Origin of the sequence: Mesorhizobium sp. Root554, assembly GCF_001427025.1 — a bacterium.
In the GTDB taxonomy this organism is placed as follows: domain Bacteria; phylum Pseudomonadota; class Alphaproteobacteria; order Rhizobiales; family Rhizobiaceae; genus Mesorhizobium.
This window is the reverse complement of record NZ_LMGA01000001.1, coordinates 1,018,930-1,037,226: the sequence shown is the minus strand read 5'-3', so window position 1 is coordinate 1,037,226 and position 18,297 is coordinate 1,018,930. Positions and strand designations below refer to the sequence as shown.

At 62.2% G+C, this 18,297-nt stretch carries 18 protein-coding genes; 7 read left to right on the top strand and 11 right to left on the bottom strand.

All coding sequences use genetic code 11. The annotated features are described in order from the left end of the window. Nucleotides 1-57 precede the first annotated feature (57 nt). Nucleotides 58-708 (top strand): outer membrane protein, encoded by a 651-nt coding sequence (locus ASD44_RS05025; protein ID WP_056109481.1) that lies wholly within the window; start codon nt 58-60, stop codon nt 706-708. A 61-nt stretch (nt 709-769) separates the two neighbouring features. On the opposite strand, the gene ASD44_RS05020 is transcribed toward ASD44_RS05025, so the two are convergent. From ASD44_RS05020 to ASD44_RS04990, 7 genes are all read right to left on the bottom strand, one after another. Then, complete coding sequence (locus ASD44_RS05020; RefSeq protein ID WP_056109479.1) at nt 770-1,366, bottom strand: glutathione S-transferase family protein; 597 nt, start codon at nt 1,364-1,366, stop codon at nt 770-772. 87 nt (nt 1,367-1,453) lie between these two features. Further along, complete coding sequence (locus ASD44_RS05015) at nt 1,454-2,218, bottom strand: ribonuclease (RefSeq protein WP_056109477.1); 765 nt, start codon at nt 2,216-2,218, stop codon at nt 1,454-1,456. A 14-nt stretch (nt 2,219-2,232) separates the two neighbouring features. Next, a complete protein-coding gene (locus ASD44_RS05010; RefSeq protein ID WP_056109475.1) occupies nt 2,233-2,676 on the bottom strand; it encodes a hypothetical protein in 444 nt (147 codons plus the stop codon). Between the two features lie 51 nt (nt 2,677-2,727). After that, on the bottom strand, nt 2,728-3,621 hold the full coding sequence (locus ASD44_RS05005) for a 23S rRNA (adenine(2030)-N(6))-methyltransferase RlmJ (protein ID WP_056109473.1): 894 nt from the start codon (nt 3,619-3,621) through the stop codon (nt 2,728-2,730). Then, complete coding sequence (locus ASD44_RS05000; RefSeq protein ID WP_056109471.1) at nt 3,621-4,238, bottom strand: hypothetical protein; 618 nt, start codon at nt 4,236-4,238, stop codon at nt 3,621-3,623. The genes ASD44_RS05005 and ASD44_RS05000 overlap by 1 nt, the downstream gene beginning before the upstream one ends. 45 nt (nt 4,239-4,283) lie before the next feature. Then, nucleotides 4,284-4,733 (bottom strand): DNA polymerase III subunit chi, encoded by a 450-nt coding sequence (locus tag ASD44_RS04995; RefSeq protein ID WP_056109469.1) that lies wholly within the window; start codon nt 4,731-4,733, stop codon nt 4,284-4,286. A 33-nt stretch (nt 4,734-4,766) separates the two neighbouring features. After that, the gene (locus ASD44_RS04990) at nt 4,767-6,254 is read right to left on the bottom strand and encodes a leucyl aminopeptidase (protein ID WP_162246413.1); all 1,488 of its coding nucleotides are present in this window, start codon (nt 6,252-6,254) and stop codon (nt 4,767-4,769) included. A gap of 324 nt (nt 6,255-6,578) precedes the next feature. On the opposite strand from ASD44_RS04990, the gene lptF reads away from it, so the two are divergent. From lptF to rsmA, 6 genes are all read left to right on the top strand, one after another. Further along, nucleotides 6,579-7,778: an LPS export ABC transporter permease LptF gene (lptF, locus tag ASD44_RS04985; protein ID WP_056109465.1), complete on the top strand. Its 1,200-nt coding sequence runs from the start codon at nt 6,579-6,581 to the stop codon at nt 7,776-7,778. Continuing rightward, complete coding sequence (lptG, locus tag ASD44_RS04980; RefSeq protein ID WP_200946442.1) at nt 7,775-8,863, top strand: LPS export ABC transporter permease LptG; 1,089 nt, start codon at nt 7,775-7,777, stop codon at nt 8,861-8,863. Before lptF ends, lptG begins: the two co-directional genes overlap by 4 nt. Before the next feature lie 161 nt (nt 8,864-9,024). After that, entirely contained in the window at nt 9,025-11,286 is a 2,262-nt protein-coding gene (locus ASD44_RS04975; RefSeq protein ID WP_244478815.1) for an LPS-assembly protein LptD, read from the top strand. 95 nt (nt 11,287-11,381) lie between these two features. Next, nucleotides 11,382-12,299, top strand: coding sequence for a SurA N-terminal domain-containing protein (locus ASD44_RS04970; RefSeq protein WP_156459776.1), 918 nt, complete (start codon nt 11,382-11,384; stop codon nt 12,297-12,299). Nucleotides 12,300-12,305: 6 nt separating this feature from the next. Beyond that, nucleotides 12,306-13,322 (top strand): 4-hydroxythreonine-4-phosphate dehydrogenase PdxA, encoded by a 1,017-nt coding sequence (pdxA, locus tag ASD44_RS04965; protein ID WP_056109458.1) that lies wholly within the window; start codon nt 12,306-12,308, stop codon nt 13,320-13,322. Then, entirely contained in the window at nt 13,319-14,140 is an 822-nt protein-coding gene (gene rsmA / locus ASD44_RS04960; protein ID WP_056109456.1) for a 16S rRNA (adenine(1518)-N(6)/adenine(1519)-N(6))-dimethyltransferase RsmA, read from the top strand. Before pdxA ends, rsmA begins: the two co-directional genes overlap by 4 nt. A gap of 10 nt (nt 14,141-14,150) precedes the next feature. Here the strand turns inward: rsmA and gmk are convergent, their stop codons facing one another. The 4 genes from gmk to fabF form a co-directional block, all read right to left on the bottom strand. Further along, nucleotides 14,151-14,807 (bottom strand): guanylate kinase, encoded by a 657-nt coding sequence (gene gmk, locus ASD44_RS04955; protein ID WP_056109454.1) that lies wholly within the window; start codon nt 14,805-14,807, stop codon nt 14,151-14,153. Nucleotides 14,808-14,810: 3 nt separating this feature from the next. Further along, complete coding sequence (locus tag ASD44_RS04950; protein WP_056109452.1) at nt 14,811-15,701, bottom strand: YicC/YloC family endoribonuclease; 891 nt, start codon at nt 15,699-15,701, stop codon at nt 14,811-14,813. Nucleotides 15,702-15,747: 46 nt separating this feature from the next. Then, nucleotides 15,748-16,935 (bottom strand): endolytic transglycosylase MltG, encoded by a 1,188-nt coding sequence (mltG, locus tag ASD44_RS04945; protein ID WP_056109450.1) that lies wholly within the window; start codon nt 16,933-16,935, stop codon nt 15,748-15,750. 99 nt (nt 16,936-17,034) lie between these two features. Then, nucleotides 17,035-18,297: a beta-ketoacyl-ACP synthase II gene (fabF, locus tag ASD44_RS04940; protein WP_056109447.1), complete on the bottom strand. Its 1,263-nt coding sequence runs from the start codon at nt 18,295-18,297 to the stop codon at nt 17,035-17,037.

Below are 18,297 nucleotides of genomic sequence, written 5' to 3'. Positions count from 1 at the left end.
CGGGTCGGAGGTGTTCATGACAACGAGCCCATGTGCTGTGGCTTAAGGAGTAAAAGAATGAAAACGAACCTCAAATTTGCGAGGCCGACTGCAGCGGCGCTTGGAATTCTCGCCCTTGCTACCGCGATGCCTGCTTTCGCCGCCGACGTGGTCTCGGAAGAGCCCCCGGCTCCGGCTCCCATTGCTGAGCTGCCGGTTGCCTCCTGGGCTGGCCCCTATGCCGGTCTGACCGTTGGCTACGGCTTTGCCGGCACCACGCATACGCCGGGCAACGACATCGATACCGATGGCTTCCTCGGTGGCGCGTTCGCCGGTTATAACTGGCAGTCCGACAACTTCGTCTACGGCGTTGAAGGCGATGTCGGCTACAACGGCGAAAAAGGCAGCAATGCCGGCGAAAACTCCAAGTCGGGCGTCGACGGATCGCTCCGTGCCCGTCTCGGTTACGCTGTCAGCCCGGACATCCTCGTCTATGGCACCGCCGGTGGCGCTGCACAGAGGCTGAAGGTCTCCAACGCAGCTGGTCGCGACACCAACACCATGCTTGGCTGGACGGCCGGCGTGGGTACGGACATCAAGATCACCGAGCAGGTCTTCGGTCGTGTCGAGTATCGCTACACCGATTACGGCGACAAGGACTTCTCGAATGCCGGCAACGTCGAGTCGAGCGACAACCGCGTCAACTTCGGCGTCGGTATGAAGTTCTGATCTGACGATCGGACGAAAAGAAAAGCCGGGCTTCGCGCCCGGCTTTTTTATTGCCTGCCGATCAGGACGGTATGAATGGCTTGAGCTGCGGGAATTTTTCGTCGAAGCGCACAGCCCATCGAACCAGCCGCGACCGGCCCTTCTCCCACTTTCCCGGAAACCGCAGCGCCAGATAGCCGAGCGTCGCCCGCAGCGCGATCTGGCCGACGGTTATCCTGGCCGGCAGTTTCGGCGGGTTGGCGTTGAGCACATCTAGGCCCCGGGTGATCTTCGACCACTGCTTTTCAAGCCATTCTTCCGAAATCTTGTCTTCGGAACGGAGACGCCGCTCGTAGACCATCGACAAAGCGCTATCGCAGATGCCGTCCGCAAGCGCCTCGAGAACTTCGGCGTCCAGCCGTTTTTCCGGATTGCGTGGAAACAGCACGTTCCTTGAAAGCCGGCCGAGATACTGGGTGATCGCCCTGCTGTCATAGACAGCGCGTCCATCGTCCAGGATCAGGGTCGGTATTTTTCCGAGCGGGTTGGCGTCGATGAGCAAGGAAGGTTCGTCATCCGTTTTCACCGGAACGGCATCGATGGCGATGCCGGCATAGAGCGCCGCCATGCGCACCTTGGCGCTGTAGGGCGACGCGGAAGCGTAGAGCAGTCTAGGCATGGGAGCATCCTGTTTTTGGTCGGCGGCACTGTACGGTGCGGCGTACCGAAGGCAACAGCCGGAATCGGCGCAATCATTGTTCGCACATTACCGGGTGTTCGATGACGCACGCACCGGTGGCATCACAACCTTCGACGCCCGGCAGGCCTTGCGATCGATTTCCGGGCAGGCGCGGAACTCGAGGTCTCTGGTCAGGCAGATGCGGACCTCGCGCAGATAGCGGCGGTCGCAGGTAACGGCGATCGCGTCGGGCGGCAGGTCGGGGTTCGATTCCTGAAAAGCCGTTTCGGCGTCCTGCGGCGAAAGCGTGCGATAGTCGTCGAGCCGGCGGAACGCCCCCGGTATGGCGACCTTTTCGCGGGCGGCGCGCAACACCCGGAAATAATCCTGCTGGCCGAGGCCGCTGCAAGTGCCATGCGTCTGCCATTCGTGACGGATCAGTCCAGCCGAGGGCATCAGGTCGTAAAGACTACGCACCGTTGCATCCGGCACCTTGGAACGGTCAGTGGGGCAATCCTGCGGAAAGCCGCGTTCGAATTGTGGCCACAGACCATGCACGATGAACGCATAGGGACGCGCCGCGCCGCATTGCTGACGGTTGGCGTCGGCGCCTTCGGCCTCGCAGTAGCTCGGCGACCAGGACAGCGACAGCACGTAGAAATCGAAACCGCTGCCGGCTGGGATGCTCTCCCCTTTGACGGATGTCTGCTCTTTCGACGATGTCTTTTGCCCGGGTCCAGCAGGAGCGTTTTTTTCCCGCGTTTTCCCGTCATCAGCCGGAGCGCAGGCCACCGCCAGCAGGGCAAGCGACGCCAGAACCGCCGGCAGCAATCTCCGGCGCAACCCCGACATCGGAAACTTCCGTCCTAGCGCAGAATACGACAACGGCCGTTATAAACCAGCCAGCGATCGAAGCCCGCGACGCAGAATTCGACATTGTTGCCGATGGACGCGAAGCCCTGGCCTTCCTCGATAAGATACCAGACGGTGCGATCGTGACCGTCCGAAAGCGCGACGGTCGCGCCGCAGTAGCGGCGGCCAATCGGGCGATCCTCGCGCGCCGGCAGATAGCGGCGCTCGTGAATCCTGCGGAAGTCGACAATGTTCACATCGCCCAGATGCGGAACATGGGTGACCTGATAGCGGAAGCGGCTGGTGATCTTGTTGAGAACCCAGGCTTCGCCGCACACGCCCGGATCGCTCTCATAGACGGAGGATTGCAGATCGGCGGACGAGGCCATCGGAACGGCAGCCAGCGGCGATGCCAGGCCGGTCAGCAGGGCAAGCAGGGTTTTGACGAAACGAGTCATGTCGGCCTCTTGGAAAATCTGAAAGCACTGTGAGGTTTCGTCCGGTCGCGGTCAAGCGCCGTCGAATTGTGGGGCGCCGTCGGATTTGGCGACAGGCGCTTCACCGGCAAGCCATTCCAGTTTCCACGCCGAGCCATCGTCAACGGCCATGATGGCGCACAGTTCCGGCAGGATGACACGCAATTCGCGTTCCAGCGTAAACGGCGGATTGACGACGATCATGCCGGTCCCGTCCAGTCTCGGCTCGCCAGACGACGTCCTGACATCAAGGGTCACGTCCAGAATATTGGCGATGCCGGAATTGACCAATCCCTTGCGGAACCCCGCAACCGCCACCCGGTCCTTGATCGGATACCACAGCGCGTAGATCCCGCTTGGCCAGCGCCGGTGTGCCTTGGCGAGCCCTTCCGTCAGGCGCAGGAACTCCCCACCCTCCTCGAAAGGTGGATCGATGAGCACAAGTCCGCGCTTTTCCTTCGGCGGCAGATGCGCTCCGAGCGCCAGCCAGCCGTCGAGCTGCATGACCCGCACCTGGAAATCGCCGTCGAACAGCGCTTTCAATCGCGCCGCGTCCTGCGGATGCAGTTCGATCGCCGAGAGCCTGTCCTGCTTGCGCAGGAGATGCCTGACGATCGCCGGGGAACCCGGGTAACGTTTCAGGCCGCCCTTCGGATTGGCTGCGCGGACTGCGTCCAGATAGCCCGCCAGCAATGGCGTGCCGGCCGGTCCCAGTCGGGCGTCGATCAGCCTGCCGATGCCGCCCTTCCACTCGCCGGTCTTGGCGGCCGCCGCAGCGGACAGGTCGTAAAGCCCGATGCCGGCATGGGTATCGATGACCCTGAACGCCTTGTCCTTCTGCTTCAGATACTCGACCAGCCGCGCCAGCACGGCGTGTTTGACCACATCGGCGAAATTCCCGGCGTGATAGGCGTGGCGGTAGTTCATCAGGAGGCCGAGCCGCCCCTGCCCCAGCGCGGTGGCGGCGGCTGCGAGTTCGGGTTTTCAGGCTGTCCGCCGCGGCCGCCTCGAAAGGCAAGCACCAGGCCGATGAAGCCGATGGCCATGGCGGCGAAGCCCAGCGGCTGCACGCGGGAACCCGGCAGTGGCCCGGCGGTGGCGAGGATCAGGTCCACCGATTGAACGGGCACCGTCTCGGCATCGCCCTTGCCGACGGTGAAGAGATAGGCACCGTCTTCGACAGGGTCGATCACGCCGGCGCTGGCGCGATAAACCCGCGCCTGCATCTGCGGGTTGGTGTCGGTCGCGGTGGCGTCGGCGAAGGTCATGGCCCTGGCCAGCACGGTCTTGCCGTTTACCGAGGCGGTCAGGGTGAGGATGGCCGAGTCCGGCGGCAGTTTGCCGATGCCGGTGGTGGCCAGATCGACCATAATCTTGAGCGGCGCGTCGGCTTCCTTCAACCTCGGTTGCGCCGGCACATAGCCGCCGGCGGCGTCGTAGACGCGCCACTTGCCGACCTCATGCTCAAGTATGTTGGCCGACAGCCAGGGATAGGCCGCCATGCCGCCGCCGGCCAGGAATATCAGCAGAAAAAGAAAACGCATTCTGTCTCTCTCAGGGTCGCCAGTTGCCGAGCGCGAGTGCGGCCTTCACGCCTTGCGCTCCCAGCGGCGATCGGGTGTCTGCTGCCAATAGGTGACGTCGTGACCGGCCGATTTCATGACCTTCCAATGCTCGCGCGCCGCATCGACCTGTCCCGCATCGTGGCCGTCGAACAGGAAGACGGCACGCTCATAAGCACCGAGATCTGGCGGCGATGCACCATCGACGAGGAAGCGTATGTTGGCCTGGTTGGGGTTGTCGTCGTCCGTCGTCAGCAGGATCGGCTGCTCGGCGGGATAGGGTTCATTCGATCTGGCGTGCGCCAGGAACGCATCGTCGCGGAACGTCCACAAATGCTGGTCGAGCGCGTCGCGGCGTTCCTCGGTGCCGGTCTGCACGATCGCCCGCCACCCTCGCCCGACACTGCGTTCGAGCAGGTCCGGCAGCGCGTCCTCCAGCGTCGATTCGGTGAGGTGATAGAACAGGACTTCGGTCATGGCTTCAGCGGAACGATCTGGGGTGCAGGCGGACTATCCCTCATAATGATCCAGAACGAGACGGTCGAGCAATCGCACGCCGAACCCCGAGCCCCATGACTGGTTGATTTCACTTCCCGGCGCCCCCATCGCCGTGCCGGCGATATCGAGATGCGCCCAGGGCGTATCCTTGACGAAGCGCTGGATGAACTGAGCCGCGACGATGGCCGAGCCATAACGCCCGCCAATGTTCTTCATATCGGCGTTCTTCGAATCGATCAGCTTGTCGAATTCCGGGCCGAGCGGCATCCGCCACAGCCGCTCGTGCGTTGCCGCGCCGGCGTCGATCATCCAGCCGGCCAGTTCGTCATTGTTGGAGAACAGCCCGGCATAATGCTGGCCGAGCGCGATCATGATGGCGCCGGTCAGTGTTGCCAGATTGACCATCGCCTTCGGCTGGAACCTGTCATTGCAGTACCAGATGGCGTCGGCGAGGACGAGACGGCCTTCGGCGTCGGTATTCAGCACTTCGATCGTCTGGCCCGACATGGACGTGACGATGTCGCCCGGGCGCTGGGCATGACCGTCCACCGCGTTTTCCACCAGGCCGATGACGCCGACCACATTGACCTTGGCTTTACGGGTCGCCAGGGCATGGATGAGCCCGACTACCGCGGCGGCGCCACCCATGTCGCCCTTCATCTCCTCCATGCCGGAAGCCGATTTGATGGAGTTGCCGCCGGTATCGAAAGTCACGCCCTTGCCGATGAAGGCGACGGGCTTGTCCTTAGCCTTGCCACCAGTCCACTGCATGACGACAACGCGGGCGCCGCGGGGGGAGCCTTGCGCGACGCCGAGCAGCGCGCCCATGCCGAGCTTCTTCATCTCCTTCTCGGTCAGCACGTCCACCTTGACGCCAACGTCGGCGAGCTTCGCTGCCTCCGCTGCGAACTCCAGCGGCCCGAGGATATTGGCGGGCTCGTTGACGAGGTCGCGCGCCAGCAGCACGCCGCTAACGACGGCCTTCGCATCGGCGAACGCTTTCCTAGCAGCGGCCGGGTCGGCGGTGTGGATGGCAATTTTCGCCGGCTTCCGGGGCGATTTATCGCCATTGTCTTTCCTGGTCTTGTATTTGTCGAAAGCATATGTCCTGAGCATCAGGCCGGCGGCGAGATTTGCCGCAGCCGAAGCGCCTGTCTCGGCATCGGCAATATCCAACACGATGGAGACGTCTTGCGCCGTCCGGATGGCCGCGCCGATGATGCCGCCGAGTTTCATCCAGGCGTATTCCGTCAATTCCTCCTTGCCGGCGCCGATGGCGACAAGGCGGTCGAGCGAAGTGCCCTCGGGGGCGAGCAGATTGACGGAAACGCCGAACTGGCCAGAAAAATCCGCGACGGAAAAGGCGCGGTCGAGCACTCCGGCGGGGTCACAGCTTCTGGCGGCTTCGGTCAGGCCCTGACTTTCCCTGGCAAAAAGAAAGACTGTTCCCCTGGACGGCGTTGACGGTTTTGCGAAGGAAATTGCGGGTATTGAAGCCACTGAAACCTGCTTTCGGGACATATCGGATAATGCGCGACATTTCGCGGTTTTGCGCCGGTTGGCAACCCGCTGCCGGTTCCGGCCCCCCAAAACATCGTCGCCAGCCCGGACGATTGGTCGCGCCTGGCCATGGATTTGCCCTACAACAGTCTGTTAACCATCTCTTTTCGTCCTTTTTTATCCCTTAGCGTCGAGACTCTCCCTCGCCGGCAAGCACGATGTGAGACGGGAACCAGATCGCACCGGTTGTGTGGGCGTCACCGGGCGGGTAGCTTTGTCCGGAGTACGATGTCTGAAAGTTCCAATCGAGAAGAGCGAGCCTGAATGAAGGTAGTCGAGCGCTACATTATGCGTCGCGCTTTCACGCTCTTTGTCGGGGCGCTGGCGTGGACGATGGCGATCGTGTGGACCACCCAGGTGCTTGCGCGCATCGACCTCGTCACCGACAACGGCCAATCGGCGCTGGTGTTCTTCGAGGTCGCCACGCTGATCCTGCCTTCCGTGCTGACCATCGTCGTGCCCTTTGCGCTGATCCTGGCGGTCGCGCAGACGCTGAGCGCGATGAATTCCGATTCGGAATTGGTCGTCATCAACGCTGCCGGCGCGTCGCGACTCGCGGTGATACGTCCGATCATCCTGCTGGCACTCGGCGCCAGTGTCCTCTGTTTCGTCGTCCAGAATGGCGTCGACCCCTACGCCCGTCAGCGCAATCGCGAGCTGGTTGCCGATTCGCGCGCCGACTTCCTCTCTGTCATCATTCAGGAAGGCACCTTCCGCAAGGTCGATGATGGCTTGTTCGTCCAGATCGGCGAGCGCTTCGCTGACAATCGCCTTGGCCAGATATTCGTCGCCGACTCCCGCCAGGAGGGCATCGATCTCGTCTACTACGCCAAGACTGGAGCCATCGTGGAACGCGAGGGCGAGAAGGTGCTGGTGATGAACGACGGCGTCGTTCACCGCAAAACGCCGTCCGGAGACGTTTCGGTGATCACCTTCACCTCCTATGCCTTCGATCTCTCGGCATTCGACGATGACGTGTCGGGAGTGCGGCTGCTGCCCAAGGACCAGACCACACAATATCTGCTCAACCCGAGCCCGAATGATTCGATCTCGAAGAAAAATCCCAATCTCTACAGGACGGAACTGGCGAAACGATTCTCGGAATGGCTTCTGCCGCTGGCCTTCGCCTTCATTGCGCTCGCGGTGGCGGGTGACGCACGGTCGCATCGCGAGGCTCGCGTCAATCCGCTGATAACGGCGGTCAGCATCGCCCTGATCGTGCGGTGGATCTGCTTCTTCGCCGAAGGCCGCGCCCGGATACAGCCGTCGTTCATCTATGTAATGTATCTGGCGCCGATCGTGATCTCGCTGGTTGCGATATGGTTCATCAGGACTCATCGTACCATGAGCCTGCCGGTAAGTTGGGCGGAAACGCTGTCCGGGTTCGGCCGGCGCGCGCTCGCCCATCTCACGGCGATCCGGAACCGAATCTTTGGCGGACCGGCACCGAAGGGAGCCGCCTGATGGGTTGGACCCTCGGCCGATACTTCTTCATCCGTTACGTCACCATTACGCTGTGGTTCTTCCTTGGCTTGTTTGCGCTCGTCTTCCTGATCGATTTCACGGAATTGACCAGCCGCACGGCGCGCCTGCCCGGATTCTCCTACCAGATCGGTCTCGCAATCTCCGCTCTGCGCGTGCCGATGATCATGCTGCAGACGATACCGTTCGTCGGGCTTTTCTCGGCCATGGCGATGCTGGTTTCGCTGAACCGGCGCTATGAGCTGGTGATTGCCCGTGCCGCGGGCATATCCGCGTGGCAGTTCCTGCTGCCCGCCTGCGTCGGCGCGCTTCTGTTCGGCATACTGGCCGTGGGCGTTCTCAACCCTCTGGCGGCTGCCGGGTTTTCTCATTCCGAGCAGATCGAGAGCCAGTTGCGTTCCGGGAAATCCAACGCGGTTTCCGCCAACGCCGCCCCATGGCTCCGTCAGAAGACCGATTCCGGCGATACGATCATCGGCGCCCGGGCTATCCTCAATCAGGGCCTGGAAATGGCCGACGCCTCTTTTTTCATCCTCGATCGCGAGGGCGATATCGTCGAAAGGAAGGACGCCAAGCGCGTTTTCCTGCGCGATGGTTACTGGGAGCTTCAGAACGTCAGGATCATGAAAGGCGCCGATGCGCTGGTGACGAAACAGACCGACAGAATCCCCACCAATCTCAAGCCGGAATTTGTCCAGGAACGTCTTGCCCGACCGGAAACGATCCCCTTTTACGAGCTGCCGGCGAAGATCGAGGTCGCCCGCTCGTTCGGCCTCAAGGCCAATGCATTCGCCATGCAATTTGATTCTCTGGTGGCCATGCCTTTTCTGCTGGTCGCCATGACATTGATCGCCGCTACAGTATCGATGCGTTTTGCGCGGATGGGGCAGTCGGCTACGATGATTCTGGGTGGCATATTGGCCGGCTTTCTGCTTTATGTCGTTTCGGTTCTCGTGAAGGCTTTTGGGGTTGCGGGATTCGTACCAACTGTTGTAGCGGCATGGTTTCCCGTTGTCGTCGCGATGTTCTTCGGGATAACGTTCCTGCTGTATAAGGAAGATGGCTAGTGGAGGGGGCGGTTCTGCAAAACCGTAGGCCAACAAGGTTGACGCTCCTGAGCGGTGTCAGCGCCTTGGCGTGCCTGATCGGCTGCTCCCTGATCGCCGGCCCGGCGTTGGCTCAGGAAGTCGGCGATCTGGCGTCCGCAAGCGTGCCTGCCGGCTCGCAGATGCTGCTCGAGGCCGATACGCTGGTCTACGACAATGACGGCCAGACGGTGACGGCTGTCGGCGGCGTGCAGATCGAATATGGCGGCAACCACCTGGTCGCCCAGCGCGTCGAATACAACCGCAAGACCCAGCGTCTCGTCGCCAGCGGCAATGTCGAGCTGGTCAACAGCGACGGCACCAAGATCAGTTCCGACCATATCGACATCACCGATGATTTCGCCGACGGTTTCGTCAACGCGCTGCGGGTCGAGACGGTCGACAAGACTTATTTCGCTGCCGAGAGCGCGGAGCGCCAGGGCGGCGTCCTCACCACGTTCAACAATGGCGTCTACACGGCTTGCGAACCCTGCGAGGAACAGCCCGACAAGGCTCCGGTCTGGCGCATCAAGGCGCGCAAGATCATCTGGAACGGCGAAAAGAAAACGGTTCGTTTCGAGAATTCCAATTTCGAGTTCTTCGGCTTCCCGATCGCCTATCTTCCTGCCTTCGAGATCGCCGACCCGACGGTCAAGCGGAAGAGCGGTTTCCTGATTCCCGGCATCACCTACAAGGACACGCTCGGCGTCGGCGTGAGGGTGCCTTACTATTTCGCCCTGTCGCCCACCTATGACCTGACGGTGACGGGCACCGGCTTCACCAAGCAGGGCTTCCTCGGCGAGGCCGAGTGGCGCCAGAAATTCAACAACGGCGAATACACGCTGAAGATGGCTGGTATCAGCCAGAACGATCCGAGCGCCTTCGATCCGAATACCGTGGACGCAGGACCCAAGGGTGATCCCAACAAGCTGCGCGGGATGATGGGCAGCAAGGGCCAGTTCGCCATCAATGAACGTTGGGATTTCGGCTGGAACATCTTGGTTCAGTCGGACAAGAATTTTTCCAAGACCTATGGCATTGGCGGCCTCCAGGACTCTGTGATCCGCTCCGAGGTTTACCTGACGGGATTGAACGACCGGAATTATTTCGACCTGCGCGGCATGCATTTCGACGTTCAGGAAAATCTTCTGGACACCCACCCTTCGGCCCGCGATGCCGAGCAACCCTGGGTGCTGCCGTCGCTGGACTACGCCTATATCCCAGACACGCCGCTTTATGGCGGGCAACTCTCGCTCAACGTGAATGCGCGCGCGCTGCGGCGGGACGACCTTGATTCCTCGAGCGGATTCTTGCCCGATCCTCCTGCTGCCCCTCCTCTTAACGGCGTGTTTCGCGTTCCCGGCGTCGAAGGCGATTCCGGCCGCCTGACCGGCCAAGCCGAGTGGAAAAAAGACATCATCACGGATGGCGGCCTGGTGTTCACGCCGCTGCTGGCTTTCCAGGCAGACGCCAACTACCTGAACGCGTCACAGGATTCGTTGAACGCAATCAATGAGATGGCCACTCGGCTCGGTACCACCGAGGAGACGCAGTCTTCCTTCTTCCGGGCGATGGCGACGCTGGGTCTCGAGATGCGCTGGCCGGTACTGTTCTCAGGTGTTGGCTCCTCGCATGTCGTCGAACCCGTTGCGCAGCTGTTCGTGCGCCCGAACGAGCAGTATGTCGGCGGTCTCGCGGTTCCGAACGAGGATGCGCAGAGCTTCGTCTTCGATGCCAGCACCCTGTTCGAGCGTGACAAGTTCTCCGGCTACGACCGCATCGAAGGCGGCAGCCGCGCCAATCTCGGCTTCCGCTATTCGGGCAGCTACGACAATGGCTGGGGTACGAACGCGCTGTTCGGCCAGTCCTACCAGTTGGGTGGCCGGAATTCCTTCGACAGCCCGGACCTCGTGAATGTCGGCGCCTATTCCGGCCTTGAGACCGACGTGTCGGATTTCGTCGGCCTGATCGGCGTGTCCAGTCCCGTAGGCTTCTCGTCTTCGCTCAGCGGCCGGTTCGATGAGAACACGCTCGAAATGCGCCGCGGCGAGGTCAAGATGGCCTATAGCGGCGCCTCCCCGATCAGCGTTTCGGCGAAATACGCCTATATCCAGGCGCAGCCGCTCTACGGCTTCACAACAGATCGCCATGAAATCACGCTTGCCGGCTCCGCCCGCTTCGCGGAGAACTGGCGCGTCTTCAGCGCGGGAACCTATGACCTTGAGAACAGCGTCCTGATCAAGGACGGCATCGGCTTCGCCTATGACGACGAATGCTTCTCCTATCTGATGACGTTCTCCGAAACGCGCAGCCAGACCACGAAGGAAGTATCGCAGAGCGTCGGCTTCAACATCTCGTTCCGTACGCTGGGCGATTTCGGGTCGGCGACGTCGGCCTTCGAATAGTCCTGCCGGGACATGGTTTCGCCGCATAATGCATGCACGAAATCCTTCATATCCCCAGGTAGCAGCTAAGGCCGAAACCAGAACGAGTGCTTTCGATGAGACGTTTTCTTTTTTCCGCGAGCTTCGCGTTGCTTGTGATGGCAACATCCGTTTCGGTGATTGTTCCGACGCCGCCGGCTTTTGCGAGTTCCATCAAATACGTCATCAACGACATCGCCGTCACCACGGGTGACATCCAACACCGCGCGGCTTTTCTGAAGCTGCAGCGCAGGAAGGGCAATGCCGAAGACGAAATGGTCGAGCAGGCGCTGAAACTGGCCGAAGCGCGCCGCATCGGCGTGCGCATCAGCGACAAGCAGGTCAATGATGCGTATGCGCGCTTCGCCTCGTCCAACAAGATGCAGTTGCAGCAGCTTGACGGCGTCATGGCGCAGTCGGGCGTGACCAAGGAACACTTCAAGGAGTTCATTCGCACGCAGATGGCGTGGAACCAGGCGCTCTCGGCACGGTCGCGGTCGGAAAGCGGCGGATCAAGCCAGCAGGACCTTGTGCGGAAGATGCTCGACAAGAACGGAAACAAGCCGACCGCCACCGAATACATGCTTCAACAGGTCATCTTCGTCGTTCCAGCCAGCGAACGCGGCGCCATCCTCGGCAAGCGCAAGCGCGAGGCGGAAGCCATGCGCGCCCGCTTCAACGGCTGCGCCACCAGCCGCGAATTCGCCAAGGGACTGATCGACGTGACCGTGCGCGATCTCGGTCGGGTGCTAACGCCGGAACTGCCTACAGAGTGGGCAGAGCAGATCAAGAAAACCAATGTTGGCGGTGCGACGGGCGTGCGGGAGACGGAACGCGGCGTCGAGTTCATCGGCATCTGCAGTTCGCGCGAGGTGTCCGACGACAAGGTCGCCAAGATGATGTTCGAAAGCGAGGGCGCGTCAGGCGGTTCCGAGGAACTCAGCAAGAAGTACCTCGAAGAGATCAGGGCCAAAGCCCGCATCGTCAAGCGCTGAGCCGACGTGCTGCACGCTGGCCTTCCGCTGGCTCTCAGCGTCGGTGACCCCTCAGGCATCGGGCCTGAAATCGCGATAGAAGCATGGCGTAGACGTGCGGAGAACGGCGTTCCCCCCTTCTATCTGCTTGCCGATCCCGCGCTGGTTGCTGCGCGTGCAAAAGCGCTTGGTGTCGACATTCCAATCATCGAGGCCGATCCCAGCCAGGCCATGGCGGCATTTCATAACACGCTGCCGATTCTGCCGCTTGAAGCCCGTTTCACCAATACGCCCGGGCAGCCAGATATTGCGAACGCCGCAGGCACGATCGAGGCCATAGAAAAAGCCGTGGCCGACACGCTGACAGGGGTCGCCGCGGCTGTCGTCACCTGCCCGATTGCCAAGAAGCCGCTTTACGACGCCGGTTTCGGTTTTCCCGGGCATACGGAATATCTGGCCCACCTTGCCTCCCGGCATCTCGGCAGAGCGGTCACGCCGGTGATGATGCTGGCCGGACCCGACCTGCGGACCGTGCCGGTGACGATCCATGTCCCGCTGTCGGATGTGCCCAGGATGCTGACCACCGAACTGATCGCCGCGATCGGGCGTATCACCGCACGTGATCTGAATGAACGATTCGGCATACAAAGCCCGAGACTGGCCATTGCCGGGCTCAACCCGCATGCCGGCGAAGGCGGATCGATGGGACTGGAGGATGACCGGATCGTGCGGCCTGCCGTCGAGCTGCTTCGCAGCGAGGGTATCGATGCCGTGGGGCCGTTGCCGGCCGATACGATGTTCCATCCGCGGGCGCGGGCCACCTATGACGCGGCGCTGTGCATGTATCACGACCAGGCGCTGATCCCGGCCAAGGCGCTGGCTTTCGACGAAGCGGTGAATGTGACGCTGGGCCTGCCTTTCGTGCGGACATCGCCAGACCATGGCACGGCTTTCGACATCGCCGGCAAGGGCATCGCCCGGCCTGACAGCCTGATCGCAGCGCTGAAGCTGGCGCGGCATCTTGCTGCTGGAAAGCCGGCATGAGCGCGGACGGCCTGCCGCCACTGAGGGAGGTCATCGAGAAGCATGGTTTGCAGGCGAAGAAGTCGCTCGGCCAGAATTTCCTGCTCGACCTCAACCTGACCGGCAAGGTCGCGCGCGCGGCAGGCGAGTTAAAGGACGTCACAGTCATAGAAGTGGGTCCCGGCCCCGGAGGTCTGACACGGGCGTTGCTCATGCACGGCGCCAAGCGCGTTGTCGCCATCGAACGCGACGAACGCTGCCTCGCGGCGCTAGCCGAAATTGCCGGCCACTATCCGAACCGGCTTGAAATTATTGCCGGCGACGCGCTCAAGACCGATTTTGCTGCATTGGCCGACGGGCCGACCAAGATCGTCGCCAATTTGCCTTACAATATCGGCACCGAATTGCTGGTGCGCTGGCTGATATCGAAAGGCTGGCCGCCTTTCTACCGGTCCATGACGCTGATGTTCCAGCGCGAGGTAGCCGAACGCATCGTCGCCAAGCCGGGCAGCGACGGCTACGGGCGGCTTGGCGTCCTGGCCGGCTGGCGCACCGAGGCGAAGATCGTCTTCGATCTGCCACCGCAGGCGTTTACGCCGCCGCCGAAAGTCACGTCTTCGGTCGTACATATCGCGCCGCGTTTGTCGCCCCTGCCGGCCGATGTGACGAAGCTTGCGCGTGTTACGGAAGCCGCCTTCGGGCAGAGACGCAAGATGCTGCGGCAGAGCCTGAAAAGCCTTGGCGGTGAAGCGTTGCTGACGAAAGCGGGCATCGACCCGACGCGCCGGGCCGAAACGCTGGACGTCGAGGAATTCGTCCGGCTCGCCAATTTGATCTGAGGCTTCGGACTCAACCGGTCTTTTCGTCCAGCAGGCCCGAAACGAAATCGAACAGTCCCGGACGCCGGTCACGGCGCAGCCGCTCCGCGACGACGATGGCGCGAACTTCGGCAAAGGCCCTGTCCAGATCGTCGTTGATGACGACGAAGTCGTATTCGGTCCAATGCTCGATTTCCTCGCGCGCATTCTTCAGCCGCGTCTCGATGACTTTTTCCTGGTCCTCGGCGCGGCGCTTGAGCCTGGCTTTCAGCTCGCTCATCGACGGCGGCAGGATGAAGACCGAAACGATGTCGCCACGCATCTTTTCCTTGAGCTGCTTGGCGCCTTGCCAGTCGATGTCGAACAGCATGTCGCGGCCTTCGGCCATGGCGCGTTCCGCCGGCTCGCGTGGCGTCGCGTAAAAATTGCCGTGAACTTCCGCCGATTCCAGCAGTTCGTCATTGTCGCGCAGGATCTCGAATTCCCGCTTGGAGCGGAAATGATAGTGAATGCCATCTATCTCGCTGCCCCGGCGCGGACGCGTCGTCACACTGACTGACAGCTCGAACCCCTGATCGCTTTCGATGAGGTTGCGCGCAATGGTCGATTTGCCGGCACCCGAGGGTGACGACAGCACGAGCATCAAGCCCCGGCGGCGGATGCGGGATGCGGTGTCCGTGGGCACCATCTGTCACTCCAGATTCTGGACCTGTTCGCGAAACTGATCGACCACCGCCTTGAGCTCCAGTCCGATAGCGGTGACCGAGGCGGCATTCGACTTGGAGCACAGAGTATTCGATTCGCGATTGAATTCCTGCGCCAGAAAATCGAGCTTGCGGCCGATAGCGCCGCCTGCCGCCAAAAGCGCCCTGCCCGACGCCACATGCGTCTTGAGCCGGTCGATCTCCTCGCGGATATCCGCCTTGGTGGCGAGGAAAGCGGCCTCCTGATGGAGGCGGTTCTCATCGAGATTTGCCGAATTGTCCATCAAAAGACGCACCTGTTCGGCGATCTTTTCGCGGATGGTTGCCGGTTCGCGCGACGGATCCGCTTCGGCCCTGGCGGTCAGCACTTCGATGGAATCGAGGTGGCCGGAAAGCACTGAACCGAGCGCCTGCCCTTCGGCGCGGCGCGCCTCCTCCAGCCCGGTCAGCGCCTGGGCAAGGGTGGCCTCGATCGCCTGGTCGATCGCTGCCCGGGCTTCGTCGGTCTCGATGGCTTCCGGCAGTTCGAGCACGCCACGCAGCGACAGAAGGCCATCGGCTGTCGCCGGGGTGGCGCCGTACTGTTCCTGGAGCCGGCGCGCCAATCCGGCCAAGTCCTTTAGGAAGGCCTCGTTGACCACCGGCTGCGCCTGAATGGCGCCCGGATGCGCGATGGCAAGAGTCGCCTGGAAACTGCCTCGGGCAAAGCGCTTCTGCACGGCCTGACGCGTCGCCGGCTCGAGCCGTTCGAAGCCTGAAGGCAGCCGCAGGCGGACCTCGACGCTCTTGCCGTTGACGGATTTCACCTCCCAGGCGATGGCCGTCCCGTCATGCTCGGCGACAGCACGGGCAAAACCCGTCATGCTCTGCAGGCTCAATTCCTCATATCCCCCAATGCGGCCCCAATCGGCCTCTCAACGCGGCTTATTGCGCCGCTCCGCCGGTCGCCGGAGCCGCCGCCGGCGCTGCGCCGGCCTTGGCGGCCTCGTCGGCCTGCTTCTTCTGGAATGCGCGGTAGCGTGCCACGTTTTCGTTGTGCTCCTCCAGCGTGGCCGCGAAAACATGGCCGCCGCTGCCATCGGCGACGAAATAAAGGTCTTTCGTCTTGGATGGGTTGGCGACAGCTTCGAGGGCGGCGCGGCCGGGATTGGCGATCGGCGTCGGCGGCAGGCCGCTGATGACATAGGTGTTGTACGGCGTCTGCTTGGCCAGATCCGACTGATAAATCGGGCGGTCGGCCGGCTTACCCTTGCCGCCGAACAGGCCGTAGATAATGGTTGGATCGGATTGCAGCCGCATGCCTTTTTCAAGGCGGTTCAGGAAAACAGCGGCGACACGTGAACGCTCGTCGCTCTTGCCGGTTTCTTTCTCGACGATGGAAGCCAGCGTCACGAATTCGTCGATGTTGGCGATAGGCAGATCCGGCGCACGGCGCGCCCAGACCTCGTCCACCAGTTGCTTCTGGTCGGCCATCAGCTTGTCGATCATCTGCTGGCGCGTGGCGCCGCGGGTGAAGCGCAGCGTGTCCGTGGCAACGGTGCCTTCGGGCGGCAGCGACGCAGGCATTTCGCCGGTCAGGGCTTCCTGCTGGGCCACGCGCTGGAACGCCTGCTCGACCGTCAAGCCCTCGGGAATGGTCAGCGAATACATCACCGACTTACCGCTTTTCAGGAGTTCCATGATCTCGTGCATGGAGGCGTTCGGCTTGATCTGGTATTCGCCGGCCTTGATGGCGGAATCATTGCCATAGGCGCGCACGCCGAGCCGGAAGACCCGCGCGTCGCTGATCAGACCGCGCCGCTCGAGTTGGTCGGCTATTTCCTGAACGCCGGTATTGGGCCTCACCAGGAAGGTGTCGCCACTGGCCGAGGGTCCGGGTCCGTTGAATTCCTGCTTGCCGAAATAGAGCGCCACACCCGCTGCCAGCACCGCCAGGAGGATGCAGGAGACGACGAAATTCAGGAAAACCACGATCTGGCTGCGGGAAGCGCGCGACCGCTTGCTCGGCGGCGGCGTGCCGGCCTCGGGGCGCAGTGCTTCGTTGGCCGTTTTCGGCACGATCGGTCCGGCCGGTTTTTGACCGAACTCTCCATTGGCCGGACTGGTGTTCATGGCACCTACCTTCGATCTTTCAAAGAATCCCCTCCGGCAGCGTAGGAGCGAATATGGCAAAATTGGCAGCGTTCCGCAGCTACGGACGCTGTCTCGATCTCAACCGTTATAGCGCTGGAAAACCAGCGACGCATTGGTGCCGCCGAATCCAAACGAATTGGACAGCGCGATATCGATCTGGCGCTTGCGTGGCTTGTGCGGCACGAGGTCGATGGCGGTTTCGCGCTCTGGATTGTCCAGGTTGATTGTCGCCGGCGCGATGTTGTCGCGGATGGCGAGGATGGAGAAGATTGCTTCGGCTGCGCCCGCCGCACCGAGCAGATGCCCGATCGACGATTTTGTCGAAGACATCGATATCTTGGAGGCGGCGTTGCCGACGAGCCGTTCGACCGCACCGAGTTCGATCGTGTCTGCCATGGTCGAAGTGCCATGCGCGTTGATGTAATCGACGTCAGCCGGCGTAAGCTTCGCGCGCTTCAGCGCCGCCGTCATGCAACGGAATGCGCCGTCGCCATCTTCGGCGGGGGCAGTGATGTGATAGGCATCGCCCGTCAGGCCGTAGCCAACCACCTCGCCGTAAATCCTGGCGCCACGCGCCTTGGCATGTTCCAGTTCTTCCAGAACCACGACGCCGGCGCCCTCGCCCATGACGAAGCCGTCACGATCCCGGTCGTAAGGACGCGATGCCTTTTCAGGGGTGTCGTTGCGGTCAGTGGAAAGAGCCCGGCACGCCGCGAAGCCGGCAAGGGAAAGCCGCGTGACGGGCGCTTCGGCGCCGCCGGCCAGCATCACGTCGGCATCGCCATACTGGATCAATCGGGCGGCATCGCCGATGGCGTGCGCGCCGGTCGAGCACGCAGTGACGACGGCGTGGTTCGGGCCCTTGAGCCCGTGCCGGATCGAGACCTGGCCGGAGACCAGGTTGATGATCTGGCCGGGGATAAAGAATGGCGTGATGCGGCGCGGGCCGCGTTCCTTGAGGATGATGGCGTTCTCGGCGATGCCTTCAATGCCGCCAATGCCCGAACCGATCATCACGCCGGTGGCGCATTGCTCCTCATGCGTCTTCGGTTCCCAGCCGGAATCCTTCAGCGCTTCGTCAGCCGCCGCGATGCCGTAGAGGATGAAGTCGCCGATCTTGCGCAGTTCCTTCGGCTCCAGAAGGGCTTCCGGATTGAAGGTGCCGTTGGCGCCATCGCCACGCGGGATGACATGGGCGATCTTGCAGGGCAGGTCATCGACCTCGAAGGTCGTGACGCGACTGGCCGCGCTGCGGCCAGTCAGCAGGTTCTTCCAGCTATGCTCGGTTCCGTAGCCGAACGGCGAAAGCAAGCCGAGGCCTGTGACCACGACACGCCTCAT